Genomic DNA, 21,457 nt, shown 5'->3' with positions numbered 1-21,457 from the left:
CCCAGGAGAGGACTGGAACCTCCACGGTTTTACCCGCTAGTACCTGAAACTAGTGCGTCTACCAATTCCGCCACCTGGGCAGGTGCGAGCCGCGCATTTTCCGGAAGCCGCGCGTCCATGTCAACAGGCGGATGCGTCATGCACGCAAGCATCGTGTCGTGGCCTGTACCATCGCTGCATGAGCAAACCACCCAGCAAGCGCGGCGCAGGCCGCGGCAAGGGCACCGGGGGCAAGTCGCCCGCCGGCAAGTCCACCCGATCGCCCGGCAAGAAGCCGAAGCTGCCGCCGTGGATGCCGGAATCGGCGGCATCGCCATCCGCCAAATCCGCGCGGCGTGCATCCGAACCGCGCCATTCGCCCAAGCCGCCCAGCTTCGATCCGCATGCACAGCGCGAGGCGCAGCGCTACGCCGAGCCGATTGCCAGCCGCGAGATGATTTTGCAGGTGCTGGCGGCAAGCGACGGGCCGCTGGATGCCGACCAGCTTGCGCAGAAACTGGCGCTGACTGCGCCGGATCGCTTCGACGCGCTGGAAAAACGGCTCAATGCGATGGTGCGCGACGGCCAGTTGCTGAAGAACCGGCGCGGTGGTTTCGTGCCGACCGAGCTGCGTGACCTGGTGACCGGCAGCGTGATCGCCAATCCCGATGGTTTCGGCTTCCTGCGCCCGGAAAAGGGCGGCGACGACCTGTTCCTGCCGCCCTACGAGATGCGCAAGGTCGCGCACGGCGACCGCGTGGTCGCCAGCATCACCGGCATCGACCGGCGCGGGCGTGGCGAGGTGGTGATCGTGGAGGTGCTGGAGCGCCGCCTGACCCGCCTGCTGGGCCGCTACACCGAGGAACTCGGCATCGCCTACGTGGTGCCGGACGACAAGCGCATCCAGCGCAACGTGATGATTCCGCAGGACGCACGCAACGGCGCAAAGCCGGGGCAATTGGTGGTCGCCGAAATCGTGACGCCGCAGGACGCGCATCGCCCGCCCATCGGCAAGGTGCTGGCGGTGCTGGGCGACAAGCTCACGGCCAGTCAGGCGGTGGAGGCGGCGATCCACGGCCACGACATTCCGCATGTGTTCCCGCCTGAAGTGCTGGCGCAGGCCACCGCCGTGCCGCTGGAGGTGCAGACGGCGGAAATCGCCGGGCGCGTTGATCTGCGCAGCGTGCCGCTGGTTACCATCGACGGCGAGGATGCGAAGGATTTCGATGACGCGGTGTGGTGCGAGCCGAACAGGGACGGCTTCCGCCTGATCGTCGCCATCGCTGACGTGTCGCATTACGTGCGCCCGGGTACGCCGCTGGATGACGAGGCGCAGCTGCGCGCGACCTCGGTGTATTTCCCCGGCTTCGTCGTGCCGATGCTGCCGGAGACGCTGAGCAACGGCATCTGCTCGCTCAATCCGAAGGTGGACAGGTTGTGCTTCTGCTGCGACATGCAGGTGGGGCGCGACGGCATCGTCCGCGAATCGCGTTTCTATGAAGCGGTGATGCACTCGCATGCGCGCCTGACCTATACCGATGTGTGGAACGCGGTGGGCGAGGGCATTTTGGAGGATGACCACAGCGCGGCGCTTGCGAAGATCGGCCCATTGCTGCCGCAGATTCAGCGCCTGCACCAGCTCTACAAGGTGTTCGACAAGGCGCGTGCAAAGCGCGGCGCGATCGAGTTTGAAAGCGGCGAAGTGCGCTTCGTGCTGGATGCCAAGGGCGCGGTGACCCAGGCCGGCATGCTCCAGCGCAACGACGCGCACAAGCTGATCGAGGAATGCATGATCGCCGCCAACGTGCAGGCGGCGCTGCACCTGATGGAGGCACGCATTCCTGCGCCGTATCGCGACCACGACAAACCGCCCGAGTCGAAATACGCCGACCTCGAGGAGTTCCTCAAGGAGTTCACGCTGCGCATGCCGCCGTGGGCGAAGGTGAAGCCGAAGGATTTCCGCAACCTGCTGGAAAAAATCCGCGAGCGTCCCGATGCCGCTTTGCTGGAAACCGTCATCCTGCGCAGCCAGTCGCTGGCGGTGTATGCGCCGGACAACATCGGTCACTTCGGGCTGGCGCTGGAGGCCTACGCGCACTTCACCTCGCCGATCCGCCGCTATCCCGACCTGCTGGTACATCGCGCGATCAAGCACGCGCTGGCCGGCGGCGCGCCTGCGACGTATGCCTATTCACCGCACGAGATGGCCGCGCTGTCGCTGCAATGCTCCGAGCGCTCGCGCCGCGCCGACGAGGCCCAGCGCGAAGTCGATGAGCGCTACCGCGCGGCATGGATGGAGGAACACGTCGGCAAGGAGTTCGACGGCACCATCAGCGGCGTGACCAGCTTCGGCCTGTTCATCGAACTCGACGAATCGAAGGTCAACGGGCTGGTACACGTCACCCAGCTGCCGCGCGATTTCTACCACTTCGACGCCGTGCGCAAGACGCTGACCGGCGAACGTCGCGGCCACGAATATCGCCTTGGCGACCGCGTGCGCGTGGTGGTGCTGAAGGCCAGCGTGGAGGATCGGAAGATCGACTTCCGGTTGGTTGAAGGCGAGGGCGGCATGAAGCCATTGCCGGAACGCGGCAAGCCGGCCAAGCGGCAGAAGCAGCGGTATTGATGGCTCGGGTGCCGCATGACGGGGATTGATCCTGCATTGGAAGCGGAGTTGTCTGCCGTCTATGAAGAAGTCATGTGGCTGGCGGCCCGCTCCAATATCTCCCCAAGCATGGCCCGAGCCTGGTACACGCATGTCCGTGCCGGGAAGCTGAGCCGGAGGATCCGCCACTTCTCCGGAAAGGTGTCGTGGCGGGCCGCGAACGAACATGATTCCGTGCTCCGGCTGGAGCACCACAAGCGTCTGCAGACGACGCTAACTTCTCTCGTGGCGACTCATCTTGAACGAGCGAAGCCGGACAAGATGGAGTTCATTCGCACTATCATCGAGTGCGAGAACGTCCATATCGTCACGTTCCGGGAAAACTACGATGCAATGAAAGCCAGCGGAGACTACAAGCTCGCCGGCATCAGGCTCGTGCCTTGGCGCTCGCTACCGCGTGAACGACAGCAGGTGCTGTGGGCATCCGTGCTGAGGGGACGGGTCGCCAATGCGGAAGCGTTCCGGCCCAAACCGTGATGGCGGGCGTTTGCGGGCTTGTTCCGCGATAATCACGCCATGAGCAAATCCTCCCAATGGATCGTCGGCCTGAACGCGGTAGCTTCCGCGCTGGAGCACGACGCCGAGCACGTCCGCGAAGTCCTGCTGGAAGCCGGGTCGAAGAACCCGCGTATCGCCGACATCGAGCAGGAAGCCCGTCGCAAGGACATCGACGTGCGCCGGGTCGCGCAGCAGGCGCTGGACGGCGTGGCCGGTGGCGTGCGCCACCAGGGCGCGGCGGCGCGTTATGCGGCGGCAAAAACGTGGGACGAGCATGAACTTCCGGCGCTGATCGAAGCTGCCGAAGGCAAGGCGCTGGTGCTGGTGCTGGACGGCGTGCAGGATCCGCACAACCTTGGTGCCTGCCTGCGCAGCGCGGCGGCGGCGGGCGCGACGGCGGTGGTGATCCCGAAGGACAAGGCGGTGCAGCTCAACGCCACCGTGCGCAAGACCTCGGCGGGTGCGGCGGACACGCTGCCGGTGTTCAGCGTGACCAACCTGTCGCGCACGCTGCGCGAGTTGCAGAAGGCCGGCATGTGGATTTACGGGCTGGCAGGCGAGGCGGACGCTTCGCTGTATGCGCTCGACCTGAAAGGCAACGTCGCGCTGGTGATGGGCAGCGAGGGCGAAGGCCTGCGCCGCCTGACCCGCGAGAACTGCGACCAGCTGGTGAAGATTCCGATGCCGGGCGGCTTCGAGAGCCTCAACGTCTCGGTGGCAACCGGCGTCGCATTGTTTGAAGCCGTGCGCCAGCGGCAAACCTGAATCACAACCCTAGGAAGAACGAAACGATGAACATGCAGTGGTACGACTGGGTCGGCATCGCCGGCACGCTGATGATCCTGAGCGCGTTCTATCTGCTGCAGGCCGGGCGCATCCATGGCAACCGCATCACCTACCAGTTGCTCAACCTGTTCGGTGCGGCAGGCGTGCTGGTCTCGCTATGGGGCAAGTTCAATATCTCGGTGTTCCTGCTGGAAGTGGCCTGGGTTCTGGTCAGTCTCTACGGCATCGCGCGGTCGTTCAGGGCGAAGGTGGAGACGCCGACACGGTAGCGATACGTCGGCAGGATGCAGGCATGGTTGACTTCAAAATTATCCGGGGGTACGGTTAAATTATGTACACCGTGGTTGAAACCCCTGAGTTCCGCGCACAGGCCACCAAGGTGTGGACTACGAGTGAGTACGAAGGATTCATCGACTTCATCGCGGCCAACCCGGAAGCGGGTGATGTGATTCCTGGCTCGGATGGTGCGCGCAAGGTGCGCTGGGCTGCGTCGGGGCACGGCAAGCGCGGTGGAGCAAGGGTGATTTATTTCAACTTGTTGTCAGATGGGCTGGTGGTGCTGATCGCCGTCTATGCGAAGGCCGAGCGTGGCAATTTGCCGACCAGGCAAATAAGGAGTGCGAAACATGGCGCTGAAAAATCTTGATGTGAACAAGGCGGCCAAGGCCATTGAGAAGGATGCTGGGCAAGCGCTGCCCGGACTGCGCGAATCGCTGGCACAGGCCAAACGCGGCGAATTCGCTGCCGTACACACGCCGGAAACCATCGCAGCTCGCAAGCGCGGGCGACCTGTTGGCAGCACCAAGCCTGACGCGAAGGTGCCGGTGAAGCTGCGCATCGACCCGGACGTGCTGGCCGTACTGCGTGCCACCGGCGATGGCTGGCAGACCCGCGTGAACACCATCCTGCGGGAGCGCTTCGCGTTGTAAGTCTGTTGTGCCCGTGGCATCGGTGCCCACATGCGTCGAGTACGCCATGTACCGAGCGGCGTACCCGGGGCGAGCGAAGGGACAATCGGCGCCATGGAGGGCGCCGATTAGCCTACATGGACGTATTCACGGCGTGTCCCGAGCCGCTTCGGGTGCGGCGCTCGCTGGTGAATTGCATTGCGGCCATGCGTTCGCAATCGCGCAAAACAACCGCGCGGTCTGCTCGGCGTCGTACATCGCCGAATGCGCCTGCGCCGGATCCCAGCCAAGGCCGGCGGCAAACGCCGCGCGTGCCAGCACGGTCTGCCCGTAGGCAAGGCCGGCCATCGTCACCGTGTCGAACACGCTGAATGGATGGAACGGGTTGCGCTTGTGATCGACGCGCGCAACCGCCGCATTGAGGAAATTGAGGTCGAAGTGGGCGTTGTGGCCGACCAGGATCGCGCGCTGGCAGCCGTACTTCTTGACCGCCGCGCGTATCGGCACGAAGACCTTGTCCAGCCCTTCGCGCTCTGTCACTTCGCCGCGCAGCGGGTGGCCGACCTTGATGCCGGTGACTTCCAGTGATTTCGGGTCGATGCTGGTGCCGGGCGCAGGGGCGATGTGCGCGTGCGCGACTTCGCCAGGCACGTAGCACCCGGCCGCGTCCAGTTCGATGGGCACCGCCGCGATTTCAAGCAGGGCGTGCTTGTTCCAGTCGAAGCCGCCTGTCTCCACATCGACGACCACCGGCAGATAGCCCCGGAAGCGTTCGATCATCGGCTTGAAGGCGGGTGTTGCTTGGGTTTCGCTCATCGTGACAGGTTAAGCGATCCGCGTGCCGATCAGCACGCCTTCATCGTGCAGGCGCTGCAACATCGGCGTGGCTTCATGCAGGAATGCATCGAAATCGGGCTGCCCGGCCTCATGCGCCAGTTGCCGCAACAGCTCGCATCCGTTCGCGGAGATATTGGTTTCGACCAATTCCAGCAGCCGGTACAGCAGCGGCGAGAGTTTGGAGAAATGGATGCGTCCGTCTGCTTCGCGCCGCAGCAGGATGAGTGTTGGTTCCGGCGGTGGCAGCGTGGGCTGGAAGTCAGGCCCGATGCGATCCACCGGCCAGCGGTAGGCCAGCGGCCATGCCAGCGGTGACAGCACTGGAATGCCAGCCAGCAGGTCGCCATTGGGATCATGCGTTGGCGGCGTGGCTTCACTGAGTTGCAGGCCGAGTTCCGCCCATTCGTAGTGCGCCAGTTCCGCAAGCCATGGGCGCGCGGGGTCGGGCGCGGCCTCGGCTTCGAGGAAGGCGATGAACTCGCGCCCAAGTTCCGTGAACAAAGGCGTGCGGCTGTGATGGGCGACGAGGAAGCGGCGCAACAGCGCGTGCCAGTCGGCATCGCCCAGCGTTTTGCGGATGACCGGGAAGCCACCAGCCAGCAATCCGTCGAGATTGTTGAAGACGAGGTCGCTGTAGATCTTCAGCCGGCGCGACTCGATGCCGGGCGGCCCGGCATTTGCCTGCGGGTCGCGCACATGGGCGGCGAGTACGCCCAGTTGTTCGTGCAGCGTGCTCATGCGGCATCACGCTGGAGGTGGCGGATGCGTTCGATTTCGCCCAGCAATTCGGCCAGTGGCGGGATGTTGAAGTCGCGTTCCAGCAGGGTGGGGCGGACGCCGTGGGTGGCATAGGTGAAGCCCAGCAGCGCCCACACATCGTCCTTCACCGAAGTGCCGTGGGTGTCGATCTTGAGGTCGTCGGCTTCGTCAAAATGACCCGCGATGTGCAGGCTTGCGATACGCGCGGTCGGCATCGCCTGGATGAAGGCGCGTGCGTCGTAGCCGTGGTTGATCGCGTTGACGAAGACGTTGTTCACGTCCAGCAGCAGGTCGCAATCGGCTTCGATCAGCACGGCGTTGATGAAGTCGATTTCGCTCAATGCCTGGAATGGTGCGGCGTAGTAGCTGACGTTTTCGATGGCGATGCGCCGGCCGAGTGCGTCCTGCACGTCGCGGATGCGTGCGGCGACATGGCGCACGGCTTCATCCGTGAAGGGAATCGGCAGCAGGTCGTACAGATGACCATCCGCGCTGCAATAGCTCAGGTGCTCGCTGTACAGCGCGACATGGTGGCGGTCGAGGAAATCGCGGGTCTTGCGCAGGAAGTCGGCATCCAGCGGATCGGGGCCACCCAGCGACAGCGAAAGCCCATGGCAACTGAGCGGATGACGGGATGACAACTCGGCCAGCTTGTCGCCCAGCCTGCCGCCCACCCCGATCCAGTTGTCCGGCGCGCATTCCAGAAAATCGAAAGCGCCCGCAGGCGCTTCGATCAATGCGTCCAGCAATGCACGGCGCAGGCCAAGGCCGGCACCAGCGAGGCTAACCGGCATGGCATCACTTGAGGTTGCGGATTGCGTTCTTGGGCGTGTCGTGGGCAGGCGTGGTCTTGGCGGCAGGCTTGGCGTCCGCACTGCCGCCGCACTTGCCCTCGCCGCATTTTCCTTCACCGCACTTGCCTTCGGTGGCGGTCTTGTCGGCGTGGTGCTTGTCCATCTCGGCCTGGGTGATGAAGCCGTCGCCGTCGCCATCATGCGATGCGAACTTTTCATCCTTGCCATCGTGGGCAGCGGCGAACTCCGCGCGCGAGATGCGGCCGTCCTGGTCGGTATCCATCTTCGCGATGCCGCAGCCGCCTTCGTGGCTGGCCTTGGCGGCAGCGGCCTGCTTCATGCCTTCGCCGCATTTGCCTTCACCGCACTTGCCTTCGGCGGAAGTGGTCTTGGCGGCGTCCTGCATGTAGCCGCCGGCCATGGCATCCATCGAGAACAGCGAACCGGCAGCGAGGGTGGCGACAGTGGCACCGATCACCAGTGCGAGGGGTTTGCGGGCATGCGTCATCGTGTGCTCCTTGCGCGGCTGCGCGTGACAGGTGGCGCGATCCTACCGCCTGTTGCGTGAAGCGGCCAGCAACGGCGTGCCAGCTGCCCATTCATCCGCAGGACGGGCCGCTCACACCACCGCCGTGCTGCTTTCGTCGCGCTTGTCGCGGGGCGGCATCAGTTCCTCGCCGTGGATCAGGAACCAGACGTTTTCGGCGATGTTGGTAGCGTGGTCGCCGATCCGTTCCAGGTTCTTGGCCATGAACAGCAGGTGCGTGCAGGGCGTGATCGCACGCGCGTCTTCCATCATGTAGGTCAGCAGTTCACGGAACAGGCCGGTGTAGAGCGTGTCCAGTTCGGCATCGTTCGCGCGCACGCGCAGTGCGGCCTCGCCGTCGCGGTTGACGTAGGCATCCAGCACGTCGCGCACCTGTCGCGCCGCCATCCGGCCCAGCGCATCCAGCCCGCGCGTGTGCGGCAGCGGTGGGGCCAGGTTCAGTGCCATCGAGCGCTTGGCGATGTTCGCCGCGTAGTCGCCGATGCGCTCGATGTCGGAAGCAACGCGCAGTGCAGCCAGGATCACCCGCAAGTCGCCGGCCAGCGGGCCGCGCCGGATCAGCCGGATCACGTCGTGGTTGACCTGCTGTTCCAGTGCGTCGATGGCGTCGTCGTTGGCGATGATGCGCTCGGCGGCCTTGTCGTCGCGGCGTTCGACCACGTCCAGTGCTGCGTCCAGTTGCGCCACCGACATGTGGCCCATGCGGATCAGTTCGTCCAGCAGTCCGCGCTGTTCCTCGTCGTAGCTCTTGACGATGTGATTGTGTTGTTCGTTCATCAGCCGAACCTCCCTGTGATGTAATCCTCGGTCTGTTGCTTGCCGGGGTTGGAGAAGATCTGCTCGGTCGCGCCGTGTTCGATCAGGTCGCCGAGGTACATGAAGGCGGTGTAGTCGGACACGCGCGCAGCCTGCTGCATGTTGTGGGTCACGATCATGATGGTGAACTCCTGCTTGAGCTCCTCGACCAGTTGCTCGATGCGCCCGGTGGAGATGGGGTCAAGTGCCGAAGTCGGCTCGTCCAGCAGCAGCACGTCTGGCCGCAGTGCCACCGCGCGGGCGATGCAAAGCCGTTGCTGCTGGCCACCGGACAGGCCCAGTCCGCTTTCCTTCAGCTTGTCCTTGACCTCGTCCCACAGCGCGGCCTGGCGCAGCGCCTGCTCGACGCGCACGTCCATGTCGGCCTTGTTCAGGCGTTCGTGGTGGCGAATGCCGTAGGCCACGTTTTCGTAGATCGTCATCGGGAACGGCACCGGCTTCTGGAACACCATGCCGACCTTGCTGCGCAGGCGATTCATCGCGTACTTCGGATCGAGGATGTTCTCGCCATCCAGCAGCACTTCGCCCCTGGCTTCCATCTTCGGGTACAGGGCGTAGATGCGGTTGAACACGCGCAGCAGCGTCGATTTGCCGCAGCCGGACGGCCCGATCAGCGCGGTCACGCGCTTTTCGGGGATGTCCATGTTGATGTGCTTGACCGCGTGGAACCTGTCGTACCAGAAGTTCAGGTCGCGCGCGGCGATCTTCACCGGCGGTGCGGCCTGGAGTGTGGCATCGCGCACGGGCGTGGCGACGGCGAAGCGTGCGTCATTCATGGAATCTGTCCGCAGGAAGTTAGTCATTTGCCACCTTGTTGCGCAGCAGGATGGCGCGTGCGCCAAGGCTGATCGCCAGCACGAACAAGGTAATCAGGAGCGCGCCGGCCCATGCCAGGTGCTCCCAGTTCTCGAAGCCGGAGCCGGCGAACTTGTACATCACCAGCGGCACCGCGCTCATCGCGCCGGAGACATCAAGGCTGAAGAACTCGTTGCCGAACGCGGTGAACAGCAGTGGCGCGGTCTCGCCGCTGATGCGTGCCAGCGCCAGCAGCACGCCGGTGACGATGCCGGGCAGGGCGCTGCGGTACAGCACCTGCATCGTGACCTTCCACTGCGGCACGCCGAGTGACAGTGCGGCCTCGCGCATTTGCACCGGCACCAGCCGCAGCATCTCGTCGGTGGTGCGTACCACCACCGGCAGCACGATGAAGGCAAGCGCCAACGCACCGGCCACGGCGGAGAAATTGCCGCCGGTATTCATCACGAAGGCGGCATACACGAACAGGCCCAGCACGATCGACGGTGCCGACAACAGGATGTCGTTGACGAAACGCACCACCGTGCCCAGCTTGCGATGGTTGCCGAACTCGGCCAGCCACGTACCCGCAGCGATGCCCAGCGGCGTGCCGATCAGCACGCCCATGCCGCACATCAGCAAGGAACCGATGATGGCATTGCGCAAGCCGCCGGCTTCCAGCGGCGGCGGCTGGTCATGGGTGAACAGCGCAAGGCCCAGGTGGGCGATGCCCTTGGACAACAGCGTCCACAGGATCCAGCCCAGGAACATCAGGCCGAACACGGCTGCGGCACAGGCCAGGGTGATGGCGATGATGTTGGTGATGCGACGCCTGCGGTAGAGCGCAGCGGCGGCGCGGTCACGCGCGGAAAGCGTGATGGCGCTCATCGGTTGCCCTCCTTGCGCGCAAGCTGCATCAACATCAGGCGGGCGATGGCCAGCACCACGAAGGTGACGATGAACAGCACGAAGCCGAGCAGCAGCAGCGCCGAGCGATAGGTTTCCGTCGCTTCGCCGAAGTCATTGGCGATCAGGGCGGCAATCGTGGTGGAAGGCTCCAGCAGCGAAGCAGTGAAGCCGACGCTGTTGCCGATCACGAAGGCCACCGCCATGGTTTCGCCCAGCGCACGTCCCAACCCGAGGAACACGCCACCAATCACCGCGCGGCGCGTATAGGGCAGCACGATGTCCCAGCTCACTTCCCATTTGGTCGCGCCCAGTGCATAGGCCGATTCCTTCAGCCGCGAAGGCACGGTCAGGAACACCTCGCGCATCACCGAGGAGATGAACGGAATGACCATGATCGACAGCACGATGCCGGAGGTCAGCATGCCCGCGCCGATGGGCGGGCCACGGAACAATGCGCCGATCACCGGCAGCGGGCCGACGTTTTCGTCCAGCCACGGGATGATGTATTCGCGCATCACCGGCATCAGCACGAAGAAGCCCCACATGCCGTAGATGATCGACGGGATGCCGGCCAGCAGTTCAATCGCCGTGCCGACTGGGCCGCGCATCCAGCGCGGGGCGACTTCGGTCAGGAAGAAGGCGATGCCGAAACTCACCGGCACCGCGATCAGCATGGCGATGAGCGCCGTCACCACGGTGCCGTAGATCGGCACCAGCGCGCCGTACTTGTCCTCGACCGGGTTCCAGTCGCTGGAGATGAAGAAACCGATGCCTTCATGCGCAAGCACGCTGCGTCCGCCCCACAGCATCGACAGCGCCGCACCCGCCAGTGTCACCAGCACGAAGACGGCGGTGGCGGTCAGCAGCCAGCGGAAGTATTTGTCATTGCGCGCGTCGATGGCGTCGCGGTTGGCGATGGCGCTCATTGCCCGTCGTGCCCGCTCAGTACTTCATCTCGACGGACCAGTACTTCTCGATCTGCTGCACCAGCGCATCCGGCAGCGGCACGTAGTCCAGTGACTTGGCCTGCGCATCACCGTTGGCATAGACCCAGTTGAAGAACTCCTTGGCGTTCTTCGCGCCCAGCGCGTTCTTTGGCTTCTTGTACATGATGATGAAATTGGTCGCGGTGATCGGCCAGCTGTTTGCGCCCGGTGCATTGGTCATCACCAGGTAGAAGTCCTTGGCCTTGCCCCATTCGGCATTGGCGGCAGCGGCGGAGAAGGTTTCGTCGCTGGGGTTCACGTAGTTGCCGTCGGCATTCTTCAGGCGGCTGTAGGTCAGCTTCTGCTGCAGCGCGTAGGACAGTTCCACGTAGCCGATCGCGCCACTGATCTGCTTGACGTAGGCGGCGACGCCCTCGTTGCCCTTGCCGCCGATGCCCACCGGCCACTTCACCGTGGTGCCTTCGCCCACGCTGGCCTTCCATTCCGGGCTGACCTTGGACAGGTAATTGGCGAAGTTGAAGGTGGTGCCGGAGCTGTCGGAGCGGCGCACCACCGTGATCTTCAGGTCGGGCAGGGTGATGCCGCGATTGAGTTCGACGATGCGCGGATCGTTCCACTTGGTGATCTTGCCCAGGAAGATGTCGGCCAGCACGTCGCCGTCCAGCTTCATCGCGCCGGAAACAACGCCCGGCACCTTCAGCACCGGCACCACGCCGCCGATCACCGACGGGAACTGTGCCAGCCCGAACTTCTTCAGCTCCTCGGGCTTCATCGGTGCATCGGACGAACCGAAATCAACGGTGCCCGCCTTGATCTGGGCGATGCCGCCGCCAGAACCGATCGACTGGTAATTGACCTGCTTGCCGGTGGCCTTGGCGTAGTCGGCCGACCACTTCGACATGACCGGATACACGAAGGATGCGCCTGCGCCGGTGACATCATTGGCGGAGGCGGTGGCAGCAAACAGCAGCGAAAGCGCCAGCACGGCGGGACGGAGTCGGGTCGAAGCAAACATGGAAGCTCTCTGGTTGCGCGGGCGATATGCCGCGTTGGCCGGCATTTCACGGTCGGCGGATGACGCCCCGGTGTCGCTGAAATGACAATTTGATGACAGTGGATGGCGTGCGCGCCTGTCATCACGCCGCCATGGCGCTGACACGGGATTGTCAGATTCGGCCTTCAGTCTTTCGCGCAGTCCCGGCGGCCTGCAGTGCGTCGGCACGCCATCACGCCACCTTTTCCGGAGCCATCCATGCAACGCAAAACCCTTGCCCTCGCCGTGACCCTGGCGCTGGGCGTCACCAGTTTCCATGCAAGTGCGCAGGACGCACGCGACCAGGAAATCGCCGCACTCAAGCAGCAACTGGCCGAACTGGCCGCGAAGGTGGATGAACTGCAGACACGTACCGATGCGCAGTCTGATGTGAATGTCGATACCGCCACCCAGCTCGACAACCTGACCAACAACAGCACCAAGATGGAGACCAAGGGTGGCCTGAAGGTGACCTCGGCGGACAAGAAGTTCGAAGCCTCGTTGGGCGGGCGCATCCAGTTCGATGCCTACAGCTTCAACAGCGATGTGGCATCCAACACCGACACCACCGAGTTCCGCCGCGCGCGCCTGACCCTGTCCGGCAAGGCGTATGGCTGGGAGTACAAGGTCGAGAACGATTTCGCCGCCGGCAGCAATCTGGACGGTTTCCGCGACCTCTACATCGCCCGCAACATGCCGGGCGGCAAGCTGACCATCGGCCATTTCAAGCCGTACCGCTCGATGGAAGAGCTGACCAGCTCCAACGAAATCCTGATGATGGAACGCCCCAGCACATCAGCCACCGGTATCTACAGCGGTCGCCAGTTCCAGCAGGGCGTGGGCTACCTGCGCGCCGGCAGCAACTACACGCTGGGCGTGAGTGCCTTCAACCTGCGCAGCGCGCCCACCGCGCGCACGGAAGGCGTGGGCTTCTCTGGCCGTGCAACCTGGGCACCGATCGATACCGGCACCACCACCTTCCATCTGGGCGGTTCGTACAGCCACGAGAACCTCAACAAGGGCGCGCCGAACTTCTCGGCGGTGTCCAATTACGCCGGTCGCCGTGGCCCGTCGCAGACCATTGCCACCACCACGGCAGCAAGCGGCACCAACGACTCGCAGGTCGATACCTTCGGGCTGGAAACCGCATTCCGCAATGGCCCGTTCTTCGTGCAGTCGGAATACGCACGCGCCCGCTTCGGCCAGACAGGTGGCAGCTCGCAGGACGTGAACGCCTACTACGTGCAGGGCAGCTTCATGCTCAATGGTGGCCTGAAGGCGTACAAGGCCACGACCGGCGTGTTCGGCTCGCCGCAGGTGGGTGAGTCCGGCTTGTGGGAAGTCACCGCGCGCTATGACGTGATGGAGAATGACGACGTGGCGGACATGAAGACCAGTGCCGCGCTGATCGGCCTGAACTACTACGTCAATCCCAACATGCGCTTGATGCTGAACTACACCAGGGGCAAGAACGACAAGACGGGTGATGCGCCCTCGCAGATCGCCCTGCGCACGCAGTTCGCGTTCTGATCGACATCGTCATCCGGCACGCAGCGCCCCGCCAAAGTGCGGGGCGTTGTCGTTTTGCGGGTGAAAGCCTCCTTGGCGAGGACTTTTGCTGTTCCTTCCCCCCTTGAGGGGGAAGGTGCCGAAGGCGGATGGGGGATGTGTGCGAAGCCGATCACCCCCATCCGGCGTCGGTGATTCAAAGGCTCAATCTCATGCGACACAAGGCTGCGCCGACGGGCCTTTCTCCGGCCAGCGGCACAGATCGTGGACGATGCAGCGTGCGCAGTCCGGCTTGCGCGCCTTGCACACATAGCGCCCGTGCAGGATCAGCCAGTGGTGGGCGTCGTGCGCGAATTCGGCGGGCACCAGTTTCACCAGCTTGTCTTCCACCGTGCGCACGTCCTTGCCCGGTGCAAGCCCGGTGCGGTTCGACACCCGGAAGATGTGGGTATCCACCGCGATGGTCGGCTCGCCGAAGGCGGTATTGAGCACCACGTTCGCGGTCTTGCGGCCCACGCCCGGCAACGCTTCCAGCGCTTCGCGCGTGCGTGGCACCTCGCCATCGTGCAATTCCAGAAGCTTCCCGCACAGCGCGATCACATTCGCCGCCTTGGCGTTGTACAGGCCAATGGTGTTGATGTAGCGCTTCAGCCCGTCCTCGCCCAGCGCGAGGATCGCGGCGGGTGTGTTGGCGACCGGATAGAGCTTGCGCGTGGCCTTGTTGACGCCAACATCGGTGGCCTGCGCGGACAGCACCACCGACACCAGAAGCTCGAACGGCGTGGTGTATTCCAGTTCGGTGGTGGGATGCGGGTTGGCAGCGAGCAGGCGGGTGAACAGTTCGACGATCTCGCCCGCCGTCAGCTTGCTGCCACGCGCGGGACGCGACTTTTTTGTGGCACTCATTTGCGGCGTTCCTTCGCCTTCGCCAGCGCGCGTGCCAGCGCACTGGCAGCGGCAGAGGGCAGGGCCGGTGCTGATTGCAACGTTGCCGCAACTGCCGGGCGGCGGGCGGCATCGCGTTCGGCCTTGATCCGCGCCAGCCGTGCGGCGCGGGCGCGATACCGGTCGCGTGCTGCAAGCGCGAAGCGGCGTGCATCGCGGGCTTCGATCAGGCCTGCGTTGCAGTCCGCATCGCAGCCGGGGCAGGGTTGTGCTTCGAGCAGGCCGAGCGAGAGCGCGGCATCCAGATCATCCTCGCGCAGCGCCGCGAGCAGGGCGTGCGCGCCGTTGTCATCGGCGCAGGCGCATTTGCAATGTGGGCACTGGGCGAATGGCATGTGCTTCTTGCTCGTCATTCCGGCTTTCGCCGGAATAACGGTTATCTCATTTTCCGTTGAACGCCGGCTTGCGCTTTTCGAGGAAGGCACTGGTGCCTTCGCGCATGTCCTGCGTGGAAAACACCAGCCCGAATTGCGCGGCTTCGTATTCCAGCCCTTCCTCGATCCCGCATTCGCCGCCGATGTTCACGCAGTCCAGTATTCCGCGTAGCGCCAGCGGTGCGGCGGATGCAAGTTGCGCGGCCAGCGTCATGGTGTCGGCTTCCAGATCGGCAGCGGGCACCACCCGGTTGACGATGCCGAGCTGCAACGCGCGTTCGGCAGTGATCGGCGCGCCGGTCAGGCACAGCTCCAGCGTCGCCGCGCGCCCGCACAGGCGCAGCAGGCGCTGGCTGCCGCCGAAGCCGGGGATCAGGCCAAGATTGATTTCCGGCTGGCCGACCCTGGCGGTATCGGCGGCGATCCGCAGATGGCAGCTCATCGCCAGTTCAAGCCCACCGCCCAGCGCGAAGCCATTGACCATCGCGATGACCGGCTTCGGCATCTTTTCGACGCGGCGCATCATGCGGGTGCCGCGCAGCGAAAAATCGCGGCCCTGCACCGGCGTCAGTGCGTTCATTTCGGCGATGTCGGCACCGGCCACGAAGGCCTTCGGCCCGCTGCCGGTCAGCACCACCACGCGCACGCTGGCGTCGGCGGCGGCATCGGCAAAGGCGGTGTCCAGCGCGTCCAGGGTGGCCGCATTCAGGGCGTTCAGCTTGTCGGGGCGGTTGATGGCGATGGTGCGGATGCCATCGGCATCGCGGATCAGCAAAAGGGCGTCGGTCATGCGGGTTTCCGTGGCGTTGGCGTCCGGTTGCGGGAACTTTTTCCGTATATCCCTGTCGGACGCAGAGCCTCAGTGGCGGTTAAGGACTGCGGCCAGTATCCTAGCGTGTCCTGCCGGTGCGGTCAGACCGGTTGCAGACATACCCTTCCGGCATCCGCCGGAACCCCGGGGTCGCCGCAGGCGACCCGATCATCAAATGAGGTCGTGGATGAAGTTGCGTTCCCTTGCCGTCGCCGTGGCGGCCCTGTCCCTGACTGCCGGCCTTGCTTCGGCGCAGACCAAGCCGGCTGCTTCCGCAGCTCCCGCCGCCCGACCAGCCGCTCCCGCGCAAGCGCCGGTGGTGGACAAGACCCACGCCAGCTATGCCTTCGGCTGGTCGCTTGGCCAGGAACTGCTGAACTCCGGTGAGCCGATTGACATCGCCACCGTGGTGCGCGGCCTGCAGGATGCCTATGCCAAGAAGCAGCCGGCCTATACCGAGCAGCAACTGGCCACGGCTTATTCCGGCTTCCAGCAGCGCATGGAGCAGAAGGCGCAGGAAGCCTTCCGCAAGGCGCTGGCTGACAATCAGGCACAGTCCGCCGATTTCATCGCCAAGTACAAGACGCAGCAGGGCGTGGTGACACTGCCCAGCGGCATCATGTACCGCATCGCCAAGCCGGGCACCGGTGCCAAGGCCACCCAGAACAGCACCGTGCAGATCGCATTCCGCAGCTTCCTTGCCGCGGTTGGCGTGCCGCTCAACGGCAACGTGCAGACGCCGCAGCCGTTCAAGGTCTCCGACGCCCCGATCCCGGCGCTGAAGGAAACCCTGCCGCTGATGCAGCAGGGCGCGGTGTGGGAAGTGGTCATCCCGCCGGGCAAGAGTGGTGATCAGAACCAGCAGCTCGCGCAGCACGCCATCGCCTTGCAGATCGAACTGGGCAGCGTGAAGTAAGCACGCTTGTCCTGTTGTGTTGTTCCGATGCGCCGGCGATGCCGGCGCATCGCGTTTCAGGGCCACGAACTCTGTCTGTACGATGCATGCCATGACCCATCCGTACCACGCCGTGCTCAGTCCCTGCATCGGCATCTGCATGCTGGACGATGAAGGCCTGTGCGCGGGCTGTCATCGCAGCGGTGACGAGATCGCCGCGTGGTCGGTGATGGATGACGATGCGCGCCTGCGCTTCATGGACGAGGTGCTGCCCGAGCGCGCAGCACGTCGCGAGGCCGGCTGATGGACGCGCTTGTCGCACGCCTGCGTGCCGCCGTGCATCCACTGGATGCACCGCCGCCGGGTGCGCCGTGGAACCAGCACGAACTGGAAGGCCTGCTCGGTGATGGCGAGCCACAGGCGGCAGCGGTGCTGGTGGGCGTGATTCCGCGTGCGGACGGCGCGGGTGTGCTGCTGACCCGCCGCAACGAGCAACTGCGCCACCACGGCGGGCAGGTCAGTTTCCCCGGTGGCCGCATCGAAGCTTTCGATCCCAGCCCCGCTGACGCGGCAATGCGCGAGGCGATGGAGGAAGTCGGCCTGTTGCCCGCGCAGGTCAAACCGCTTGGTTACCTTGATCCCTTGCTGACGATCACCGGCTTCCGCGTGCTGCCGGCGGTGGTGCTGGTCGATCCCGCATTCCAGCCACGGCCTGATCCGTCCGAGGTAGCCGAGGTCTTCGAGGTATCGCTGGACATGCTGCTCGACCCGGACATGCTGGAACGGATCGAGCTGCACTTCGGTGGGCGTACGCGCCATGTGTTCCAATACCGCTACCAGCCGCAGCGGATCTGGGGCGTGACGGCCTCGATCCTGTACAACCTGCGCGAACGCCTGCGGCAAGCAGAACACGGGAGGCCCTGATGGCCGGATGGAACACGCTGGTGCAGGCCGAAACCCTGTCCATCGCGCTGGGACGCACCGATCTTGTGATCCTGGATTGCAGGTTCTCGCTGCTTGATCCCACCCTGGGCGAGCAGTCCTACCTGCGCTCGCACCTGCCGGGCGCGGCCTACGCGCATCTGGAACGTGATCTTTCCGACATGACGCGGCAGGGCGAAGGCCGTCATCCATGGCCGCAGGCGTCAGCGTTCACCGAAAAACTGTCGCGCTGGGGCGTGCTGCCCACTTCGCAGGTGATTGCCTATGACGATGGCGACGGTGCCTTCGCCGCGCGCCTGTGGTTCCTGCTGCGCACGCTTGGGCACGAGAAGGTGGCCGTGCTGGATGGCGGCTGGGCGCGCTGGATTGCGCTGGGCTTGCCGCTTTCCAGCACGCCGCATGTAGCGGCTTCCGGCATCTATCGCGGTGATTTCGATGGCACCCGCCTGCTGGATGCCGCAGCCACGCAAGCGCATGTCGAAGGCGGTGGCGTGCTGGTCGATGCGCGCGCGCCTGCGCGTTTTCGTGGCGAAGAAGAACCCATCGACCGCGTGGCCGGCCATGTACCGGGCGCGATCAATCGCCCGTATGCGCAGAATCTGGCCGATGGCCGCTTCAAGCCGCCGGCGCAACTAGCCGACGAGTTCCGCGCACTGCTGGGCGGGCGCGAGCCGCTTGATGCCGTGATGATGTGCGGCTCCGGCGTGACCGCCTGCCACAACCTGCTGGCGATGGAACGCGCCGGCCTGCGCGGCGCGAAGCTGTTCACCGGCTCGTGGAGCGGCTGGATCGCCGATCCCAACCGCCGCATCGCCACCGGGCCATGAGTGGCGACGCCAACGGCGCGCGCCTGTGCCGTCCGCCGGAGCAGGTGCTGCAGTTGCTTTGAGGTTCATGCGGAGCAAGCTCCGCATCTACATGTCCGGCGTTTATTTCCCGATTCGCGCCAGCATCGCGCGCAGCCCGGCCTGCGTGTCCGGCTCCATCCACGCAGCGACGAAGCGGGGCAGGTCGATGCGTTCCTCGCGCAGGCAATCGATCGCGGCGGCGCGGGCGATGCGGCGGGTTTCCAGCATCGGCTTGTGTGGCAGCCGCAGCAGTTCTGCCAGCCATGCACGGGCGCGGGTCGCCACGTCGTCGATGCCGGTCAACTCGTCCACCAGGCCGATGCGCAGGGCTTCGGCGGCATCCGGCATCGCGCCGGCCACCAGCAGGCGTTCGGCGCGATGCGGCCCAACCGCGCGTGCCAGCAGCGCCTGTATGCCCTCCGGCGCAACCAGCCCCACCTGCGTCTCGTTCAGGCCGATGCGGAACGGACGGGCATCGTCATCAGAGCGCGCCATGATCCGGTAGTCGCAGCACAGCGCCAGCACGCAGCCACCTGCGGGGGCGTGGCCGGCCATCGCCGCGACCACCGGCACCGGGCTTGCAAGCAGTGCGCGCGCAGCGGCGAAGAAGGCTTCCCATGCCTGCAGCAGCGCGGCGCGGTCATCGCCCAGCGACAGCAGATAGGGCACGTCCAGTCCCGCCGAAAATACCTTCGGCCCGCCCGCCAGCACGATGCCCTGCGCGCCGTTCGCCAGTGCGTCCGCCAGCGCGCGGGTCAGGGCTTCGCACAGTTCCGGGTTCAATGCGTTGACCGGCGGGCGCGCCAGCCGCAGTTCGTGGATGTTGCCGTGGACGGTGGTTTCGATCAGGGACATGGGCGGGTTCCGTTGCGTGTGGCCGCTATCATAGGCGGATGAAACTTCGAACCGCATTGTTGCTGTGCTGCCTGCCGCTGTCCGCCTGCGCGCGTGATTGCGCGCCGGTGGTGAAGGATGGCTGGATTCGCCTGATGCCCGGTGGCATGCCGATGCAGGCCGGTTTCGGCCGCATCGACAACCGTTGCCCGATGCCGGCCACCATCGTGTCAGCCAGCAGCCCGACTTACGGCAGCGTGGAACTGCACGAGTCGAAAGTCGTCGCTGGCGTCAACCGCATGCGCGAAGTGCCGGAGCTGCGCATCGCGCCGGACAGCGCCGCAGTGCTGCAACCCGGCGGCCTGCACCTGATGCTGATGCAGCCCACGGCAACGCTGAAGCCGGGCAGCCGCGTTGCCGTGGTGTTCAAGCTGAAGGACGGGCGCGAAGTGATCGGCGAGTTCGAGGCGCGCAAGCCGGCACCGTGACGCTGAATCGTAGATGCGGAGCTTGCTCCGCATGCAGTCTCTGCCGAGCAAGCTCGGCAGCTACGGGAGCTACAGGAGCGTTGCGGGCAACAACATTTCCGACGCCCGCCGCACCGCCGCCGGCAGCGGTGTCGGCTTGCCGTTGCGGCGATCCACCCACACCGCGACCACGTTGCCATCGCAATGCAGGGTGCCGTCGTCGGCCACGATGCGATGGCCGATCGTCACGCTGGTATTGCCCAATCGCTCGGTGAACAGCTCGACGGACACGTTGGCCGGATATTCGATCGGGCGCTTGAAGTTGAGCGTGGCCGAAGCCACGACCGGCGCGGATTCCTCGGTCACCCACGGCTCGCCGATGGTTTCGAACCACTCGATGCGCGCCTGCTCCAGGAAGGTCAGGTAGCGCGCATTGTTGACGTGGTTGAATGCATCCAGGTCGCTCCAGCGCAACTGGATCGGCATGCGGAAGCTCTGGCTCATGCGTCGGCCTTCTTTTTCCTGCGGGATGGCGAGCCTGCCGCATTTTTCTGGAGCAAAGGCGCAAGAAAGCGCCCGGTGTGCGATGCCGGATTCGCCGCGATGTCCTCCGGCGTGCCGGTGGCGATGATCTGCCCGCCGCGATGGCCGCCCTCGGGGCCAAGATCGATCACCCAGTCGGCGGTCTTGATGACATCAAGATTGTGTTCGATGACGACCACGGTATTGCCGTCGTCGCGCAGCTTGTGCAGCACGCCCAGCAGCGCTTCAATGTCGTGGAAGTGCAGGCCGGTGGTCGGCTCGTCGAGGATGTACAGGGTGCGCCCGGTATCGCGACGGCTAAGTTCCTTCGACAGTTTCACCCGCTGCGCTTCACCACCAGACAATGTCGTCGCGCTCTGGCCCAGCTTGATGTAGGACAGGCCCACGTCCATCAAGGTTTCCAGCTTGCGGGCGATGGATGGCACCGGCGCAAACAACTCCAGCGCGTCTTCCACCGTCATTTCCAGCACGTCGTGGATGCTGTGGCCCTTGTACAGGATCTCCAGCGTCTCGCGGTTGTAGCGCTTGCCGGCGCACACGTCGCAGGGGACGTACACGTCCGGCAGGAAGTGCATTTCGACCTTGATGAGGCCATCGCCCTGGCAGGCTTCGCAACGGCCGCCGCGCACGTTGAAGCTGAAGCGCCCCGGCGAGTAGCCGCGCGCGCGCGCTTCCGGCACCTGTGCGTACAACTCGCGCAGCGGCGTGAACAGGCCGGTGTAGGTGGCCGGATTGCTGCGTGGCGTGCGCCCGATCGGCGACTGGTCGATATCGACGACCTTGTCGAACAGATCCAGCCCAATGACGTCCTTGTGTGGCGCAGGCGTGTGCGAAGCGCCATTGATTTCGTTCGCCGCCAGCGCGTACAGCGTGTCGTTGATGAGCGTTGATTTGCCGGAGCCGGACACGCCGGTGATCGCGGTGAACAGCCCGGACGGGATTTCCAGATCGACGTTCTTGAGGTTGTTGCCGCGCGCGCCCTTCAGCTTCAGCAGCATCTTGCGGTTGGGCGGGTT

24 protein-coding genes and 2 pseudogenes are annotated in these 21,457 nt (G+C 64.9%); 11 read left to right on the top strand and 15 right to left on the bottom strand.

The annotated features are described in order from the left end of the window. Positions 1 to 178: 178 nt before the first annotated feature. The 6 genes from rnr to QM612_RS07830 all read left to right on the top strand — a co-directional run bounded on the left by rnr (position 179) and on the right by QM612_RS07830 (position 4,857). Complete coding sequence (rnr, locus tag QM612_RS07855; RefSeq protein ID WP_415253342.1) at positions 179 to 2,605, top strand: ribonuclease R; 2,427 nt, start codon at positions 179 to 181, stop codon at positions 2,603 to 2,605. Positions 2,606 to 2,620: 15 nt separating this feature from the next. Further along, positions 2,621 to 3,121 carry a hypothetical protein gene (locus QM612_RS07850; protein ID WP_415253341.1) on the top strand — a complete coding sequence of 167 codons (501 nt, stop codon included), beginning with the start codon at positions 2,621 to 2,623 and terminating at the stop codon, positions 3,119 to 3,121. Between the two features lie 39 nt (positions 3,122 to 3,160). Beyond that, a complete protein-coding gene (rlmB, locus tag QM612_RS07845) occupies positions 3,161 to 3,907 on the top strand; it encodes a 23S rRNA (guanosine(2251)-2'-O)-methyltransferase RlmB (protein ID WP_415253340.1) in 747 nt (248 codons plus the stop codon). Between the two features lie 26 nt (positions 3,908 to 3,933). Further along, positions 3,934 to 4,197: a CBU_0592 family membrane protein gene (locus tag QM612_RS07840; protein WP_415253339.1), complete on the top strand. Its 264-nt coding sequence runs from the start codon at positions 3,934 to 3,936 to the stop codon at positions 4,195 to 4,197. A 62-nt stretch (positions 4,198 to 4,259) separates the two neighbouring features. Then, on the top strand, positions 4,260 to 4,574 hold the full coding sequence (locus QM612_RS07835) for a transcriptional regulator (protein ID WP_415253338.1): 315 nt from the start codon (positions 4,260 to 4,262) through the stop codon (positions 4,572 to 4,574). Continuing rightward, entirely contained in the window at positions 4,555 to 4,857 is a 303-nt protein-coding gene (locus QM612_RS07830) for a BrnA antitoxin family protein (RefSeq protein ID WP_415253337.1), read from the top strand. Before QM612_RS07835 ends, QM612_RS07830 begins: the two co-directional genes overlap by 20 nt. Before the next feature lie 126 nt (positions 4,858 to 4,983). Here QM612_RS07830 and rnt read toward each other — a convergent pair whose 3' ends face one another. The 9 genes from rnt to pstS form a co-directional block, all read right to left on the bottom strand. Then, positions 4,984 to 5,652, bottom strand: a complete 669-nt coding sequence (gene rnt / locus QM612_RS07825; RefSeq protein ID WP_415253336.1) for a ribonuclease T — start codon at positions 5,650 to 5,652, stop codon at positions 4,984 to 4,986. A gap of 9 nt (positions 5,653 to 5,661) precedes the next feature. Then, positions 5,662 to 6,411, bottom strand: a complete 750-nt coding sequence (locus QM612_RS07820; protein WP_415253335.1) for a DUF2063 domain-containing protein — start codon at positions 6,409 to 6,411, stop codon at positions 5,662 to 5,664. Then, on the bottom strand, positions 6,408 to 7,226 hold the full coding sequence (locus QM612_RS07815) for a DUF692 domain-containing protein (protein WP_415253334.1): 819 nt from the start codon (positions 7,224 to 7,226) through the stop codon (positions 6,408 to 6,410). The genes QM612_RS07820 and QM612_RS07815 overlap by 4 nt, the downstream gene beginning before the upstream one ends. Positions 7,227 to 7,230: 4 nt before the next feature. Further along, positions 7,231 to 7,734 (bottom strand): hypothetical protein, encoded by a 504-nt coding sequence (locus tag QM612_RS07810; protein WP_415253333.1) that lies wholly within the window; start codon positions 7,732 to 7,734, stop codon positions 7,231 to 7,233. A gap of 111 nt (positions 7,735 to 7,845) precedes the next feature. Further along, positions 7,846 to 8,550, bottom strand: coding sequence for a phosphate signaling complex protein PhoU (gene phoU / locus QM612_RS07805; protein WP_415253332.1), 705 nt, complete (start codon positions 8,548 to 8,550; stop codon positions 7,846 to 7,848). After that, complete coding sequence (pstB, locus tag QM612_RS07800; protein WP_415253331.1) at positions 8,550 to 9,365, bottom strand: phosphate ABC transporter ATP-binding protein PstB; 816 nt, start codon at positions 9,363 to 9,365, stop codon at positions 8,550 to 8,552. The genes phoU and pstB overlap by 1 nt, the downstream gene beginning before the upstream one ends. Before the next feature lie 19 nt (positions 9,366 to 9,384). Beyond that, positions 9,385 to 10,272, bottom strand: coding sequence for a phosphate ABC transporter permease PstA (gene pstA / locus QM612_RS07795; RefSeq protein WP_415253330.1), 888 nt, complete (start codon positions 10,270 to 10,272; stop codon positions 9,385 to 9,387). After that, a complete protein-coding gene (gene pstC / locus QM612_RS07790; protein ID WP_415253329.1) occupies positions 10,269 to 11,219 on the bottom strand; it encodes a phosphate ABC transporter permease subunit PstC in 951 nt (316 codons plus the stop codon). The genes pstA and pstC overlap by 4 nt, the downstream gene beginning before the upstream one ends. 16 nt (positions 11,220 to 11,235) lie before the next feature. After that, positions 11,236 to 12,255: a phosphate ABC transporter substrate-binding protein PstS gene (gene pstS / locus QM612_RS07785; RefSeq protein ID WP_415253328.1), complete on the bottom strand. Its 1,020-nt coding sequence runs from the start codon at positions 12,253 to 12,255 to the stop codon at positions 11,236 to 11,238. Between the two features lie 237 nt (positions 12,256 to 12,492). Between pstS and QM612_RS07780 the strand changes: the two genes are divergently transcribed. Next, a complete protein-coding gene (locus tag QM612_RS07780) occupies positions 12,493 to 13,803 on the top strand; it encodes a porin (protein ID WP_415253327.1) in 1,311 nt (436 codons plus the stop codon). 189 nt (positions 13,804 to 13,992) lie between these two features. Here the strand turns inward: QM612_RS07780 and nth are convergent, their stop codons facing one another. The 3 genes from nth to QM612_RS07765 are packed head-to-tail and all read right to left on the bottom strand — an operon-like array spanning position 13,993 to position 15,891. After that, complete coding sequence (gene nth / locus QM612_RS07775) at positions 13,993 to 14,688, bottom strand: endonuclease III (protein WP_415253326.1); 696 nt, start codon at positions 14,686 to 14,688, stop codon at positions 13,993 to 13,995. Beyond that, positions 14,685 to 15,080, bottom strand: a complete 396-nt coding sequence (locus tag QM612_RS07770; RefSeq protein ID WP_415253325.1) for a hypothetical protein — start codon at positions 15,078 to 15,080, stop codon at positions 14,685 to 14,687. Before QM612_RS07770 ends, nth begins: the two co-directional genes overlap by 4 nt. Positions 15,081 to 15,108: 28 nt before the next feature. Continuing rightward, positions 15,109 to 15,891 (bottom strand): enoyl-CoA hydratase/isomerase family protein, encoded by a 783-nt coding sequence (locus tag QM612_RS07765; protein WP_415253324.1) that lies wholly within the window; start codon positions 15,889 to 15,891, stop codon positions 15,109 to 15,111. Positions 15,892 to 16,099: 208 nt separating this feature from the next. Between QM612_RS07765 and QM612_RS07760 the strand changes: the two genes are divergently transcribed. The 3 genes and pseudogenes from QM612_RS07760 (at position 16,100) to QM612_RS07750 (ending at position 18,576) form a co-directional block, all read left to right on the top strand. Continuing rightward, positions 16,100 to 16,828 (top strand): FKBP-type peptidyl-prolyl cis-trans isomerase N-terminal domain-containing protein, encoded by a 729-nt coding sequence (locus tag QM612_RS07760; protein ID WP_415253323.1) that lies wholly within the window; start codon positions 16,100 to 16,102, stop codon positions 16,826 to 16,828. A 91-nt stretch (positions 16,829 to 16,919) separates the two neighbouring features. Next, positions 16,920 to 17,731 (top strand): annotated as a pseudogene (locus QM612_RS07755) (NUDIX hydrolase). After that, a complete protein-coding gene (locus tag QM612_RS07750) occupies positions 17,731 to 18,576 on the top strand; it encodes a sulfurtransferase (RefSeq protein WP_415253322.1) in 846 nt (281 codons plus the stop codon). Before QM612_RS07755 ends, QM612_RS07750 begins: the two are co-directional and overlap by 1 nt. Before the next feature lie 102 nt (positions 18,577 to 18,678). Here QM612_RS07750 and QM612_RS07745 read toward each other — a convergent pair whose 3' ends face one another. Further along, the gene (locus QM612_RS07745; RefSeq protein WP_415253321.1) at positions 18,679 to 19,452 is read right to left on the bottom strand and encodes an enoyl-CoA hydratase/isomerase family protein; all 774 of its coding nucleotides are present in this window, start codon (positions 19,450 to 19,452) and stop codon (positions 18,679 to 18,681) included. Positions 19,453 to 19,490: 38 nt separating this feature from the next. Between QM612_RS07745 and QM612_RS07740 the strand changes: the two genes are divergently transcribed. Further along, a complete protein-coding gene (locus QM612_RS07740; protein ID WP_415253320.1) occupies positions 19,491 to 19,919 on the top strand; it encodes a copper chaperone PCu(A)C in 429 nt (142 codons plus the stop codon). 69 nt (positions 19,920 to 19,988) lie between these two features. Here the strand turns inward: QM612_RS07740 and QM612_RS07735 are convergent, their stop codons facing one another. Beyond that, the gene (locus QM612_RS07735; protein WP_415253319.1) at positions 19,989 to 20,402 is read right to left on the bottom strand and encodes an acyl-CoA thioesterase; all 414 of its coding nucleotides are present in this window, start codon (positions 20,400 to 20,402) and stop codon (positions 19,989 to 19,991) included. Then, positions 20,402 to 21,457: pseudogene (locus QM612_RS07730) on the bottom strand (excinuclease ABC subunit UvrA); the annotation flags it as partial. The pseudogene QM612_RS07730 and the gene QM612_RS07735, both read right to left, overlap by 1 nt.

This window comes from Thermomonas sp. (assembly GCF_047606765.1).
Taxonomy (GTDB): Bacteria; Pseudomonadota; Gammaproteobacteria; order Xanthomonadales; family Xanthomonadaceae; genus Thermomonas.
Note: the sequence above shows the minus strand (reverse complement) of the source record. Positions and strands in the feature narration are given on the sequence as shown.

What these genes read in the sequence shown, in the direction of transcription:
- rnr (WP_415253342.1), top strand. Translation starts at nt 179, where the DNA reads ATGAGCAAACCACCCAGCAAGCGCGGCGCAGGCCGCGGCAAGGGCACC.
- QM612_RS07850 (WP_415253341.1), top strand. Translation starts at nt 2,621, where the DNA reads ATGACGGGGATTGATCCTGCATTGGAAGCGGAGTTGTCTGCCGTCTAT.
- rlmB (WP_415253340.1), top strand. Translation starts at nt 3,161, where the DNA reads ATGAGCAAATCCTCCCAATGGATCGTCGGCCTGAACGCGGTAGCTTCC.
- QM612_RS07840 (WP_415253339.1), top strand. Translation starts at nt 3,934, where the DNA reads ATGAACATGCAGTGGTACGACTGGGTCGGCATCGCCGGCACGCTGATG.
- QM612_RS07835 (WP_415253338.1), top strand. Translation starts at nt 4,260, where the DNA reads ATGTACACCGTGGTTGAAACCCCTGAGTTCCGCGCACAGGCCACCAAG.
- QM612_RS07830 (WP_415253337.1), top strand. Translation starts at nt 4,555, where the DNA reads ATGGCGCTGAAAAATCTTGATGTGAACAAGGCGGCCAAGGCCATTGAG.
- rnt (WP_415253336.1), bottom strand. Translation starts at nt 5,652, where the DNA reads ATGAGCGAAACCCAAGCAACACCCGCCTTCAAGCCGATGATCGAACGC.
- QM612_RS07820 (WP_415253335.1), bottom strand. Translation starts at nt 6,411, where the DNA reads ATGAGCACGCTGCACGAACAACTGGGCGTACTCGCCGCCCATGTGCGC.
- QM612_RS07815 (WP_415253334.1), bottom strand. Translation starts at nt 7,226, where the DNA reads ATGCCGGTTAGCCTCGCTGGTGCCGGCCTTGGCCTGCGCCGTGCATTG.
- QM612_RS07810 (WP_415253333.1), bottom strand. Translation starts at nt 7,734, where the DNA reads ATGACGCATGCCCGCAAACCCCTCGCACTGGTGATCGGTGCCACTGTC.
- phoU (WP_415253332.1), bottom strand. Translation starts at nt 8,550, where the DNA reads ATGAACGAACAACACAATCACATCGTCAAGAGCTACGACGAGGAACAG.
- pstB (WP_415253331.1), bottom strand. Translation starts at nt 9,365, where the DNA reads ATGAATGACGCACGCTTCGCCGTCGCCACGCCCGTGCGCGATGCCACA.
- pstA (WP_415253330.1), bottom strand. Translation starts at nt 10,272, where the DNA reads ATGAGCGCCATCACGCTTTCCGCGCGTGACCGCGCCGCCGCTGCGCTC.
- pstC (WP_415253329.1), bottom strand. Translation starts at nt 11,219, where the DNA reads ATGAGCGCCATCGCCAACCGCGACGCCATCGACGCGCGCAATGACAAA.
- pstS (WP_415253328.1), bottom strand. Translation starts at nt 12,255, where the DNA reads ATGTTTGCTTCGACCCGACTCCGTCCCGCCGTGCTGGCGCTTTCGCTG.
- QM612_RS07780 (WP_415253327.1), top strand. Translation starts at nt 12,493, where the DNA reads ATGCAACGCAAAACCCTTGCCCTCGCCGTGACCCTGGCGCTGGGCGTC.
- nth (WP_415253326.1), bottom strand. Translation starts at nt 14,688, where the DNA reads ATGAGTGCCACAAAAAAGTCGCGTCCCGCGCGTGGCAGCAAGCTGACG.
- QM612_RS07770 (WP_415253325.1), bottom strand. Translation starts at nt 15,080, where the DNA reads ATGACGAGCAAGAAGCACATGCCATTCGCCCAGTGCCCACATTGCAAA.
- QM612_RS07765 (WP_415253324.1), bottom strand. Translation starts at nt 15,891, where the DNA reads ATGACCGACGCCCTTTTGCTGATCCGCGATGCCGATGGCATCCGCACC.
- QM612_RS07760 (WP_415253323.1), top strand. Translation starts at nt 16,100, where the DNA reads ATGAAGTTGCGTTCCCTTGCCGTCGCCGTGGCGGCCCTGTCCCTGACT.
- QM612_RS07750 (WP_415253322.1), top strand. Translation starts at nt 17,731, where the DNA reads ATGGCCGGATGGAACACGCTGGTGCAGGCCGAAACCCTGTCCATCGCG.
- QM612_RS07745 (WP_415253321.1), bottom strand. Translation starts at nt 19,452, where the DNA reads ATGTCCCTGATCGAAACCACCGTCCACGGCAACATCCACGAACTGCGG.
- QM612_RS07740 (WP_415253320.1), top strand. Translation starts at nt 19,491, where the DNA reads ATGAAACTTCGAACCGCATTGTTGCTGTGCTGCCTGCCGCTGTCCGCC.
- QM612_RS07735 (WP_415253319.1), bottom strand. Translation starts at nt 20,402, where the DNA reads ATGAGCCAGAGCTTCCGCATGCCGATCCAGTTGCGCTGGAGCGACCTG.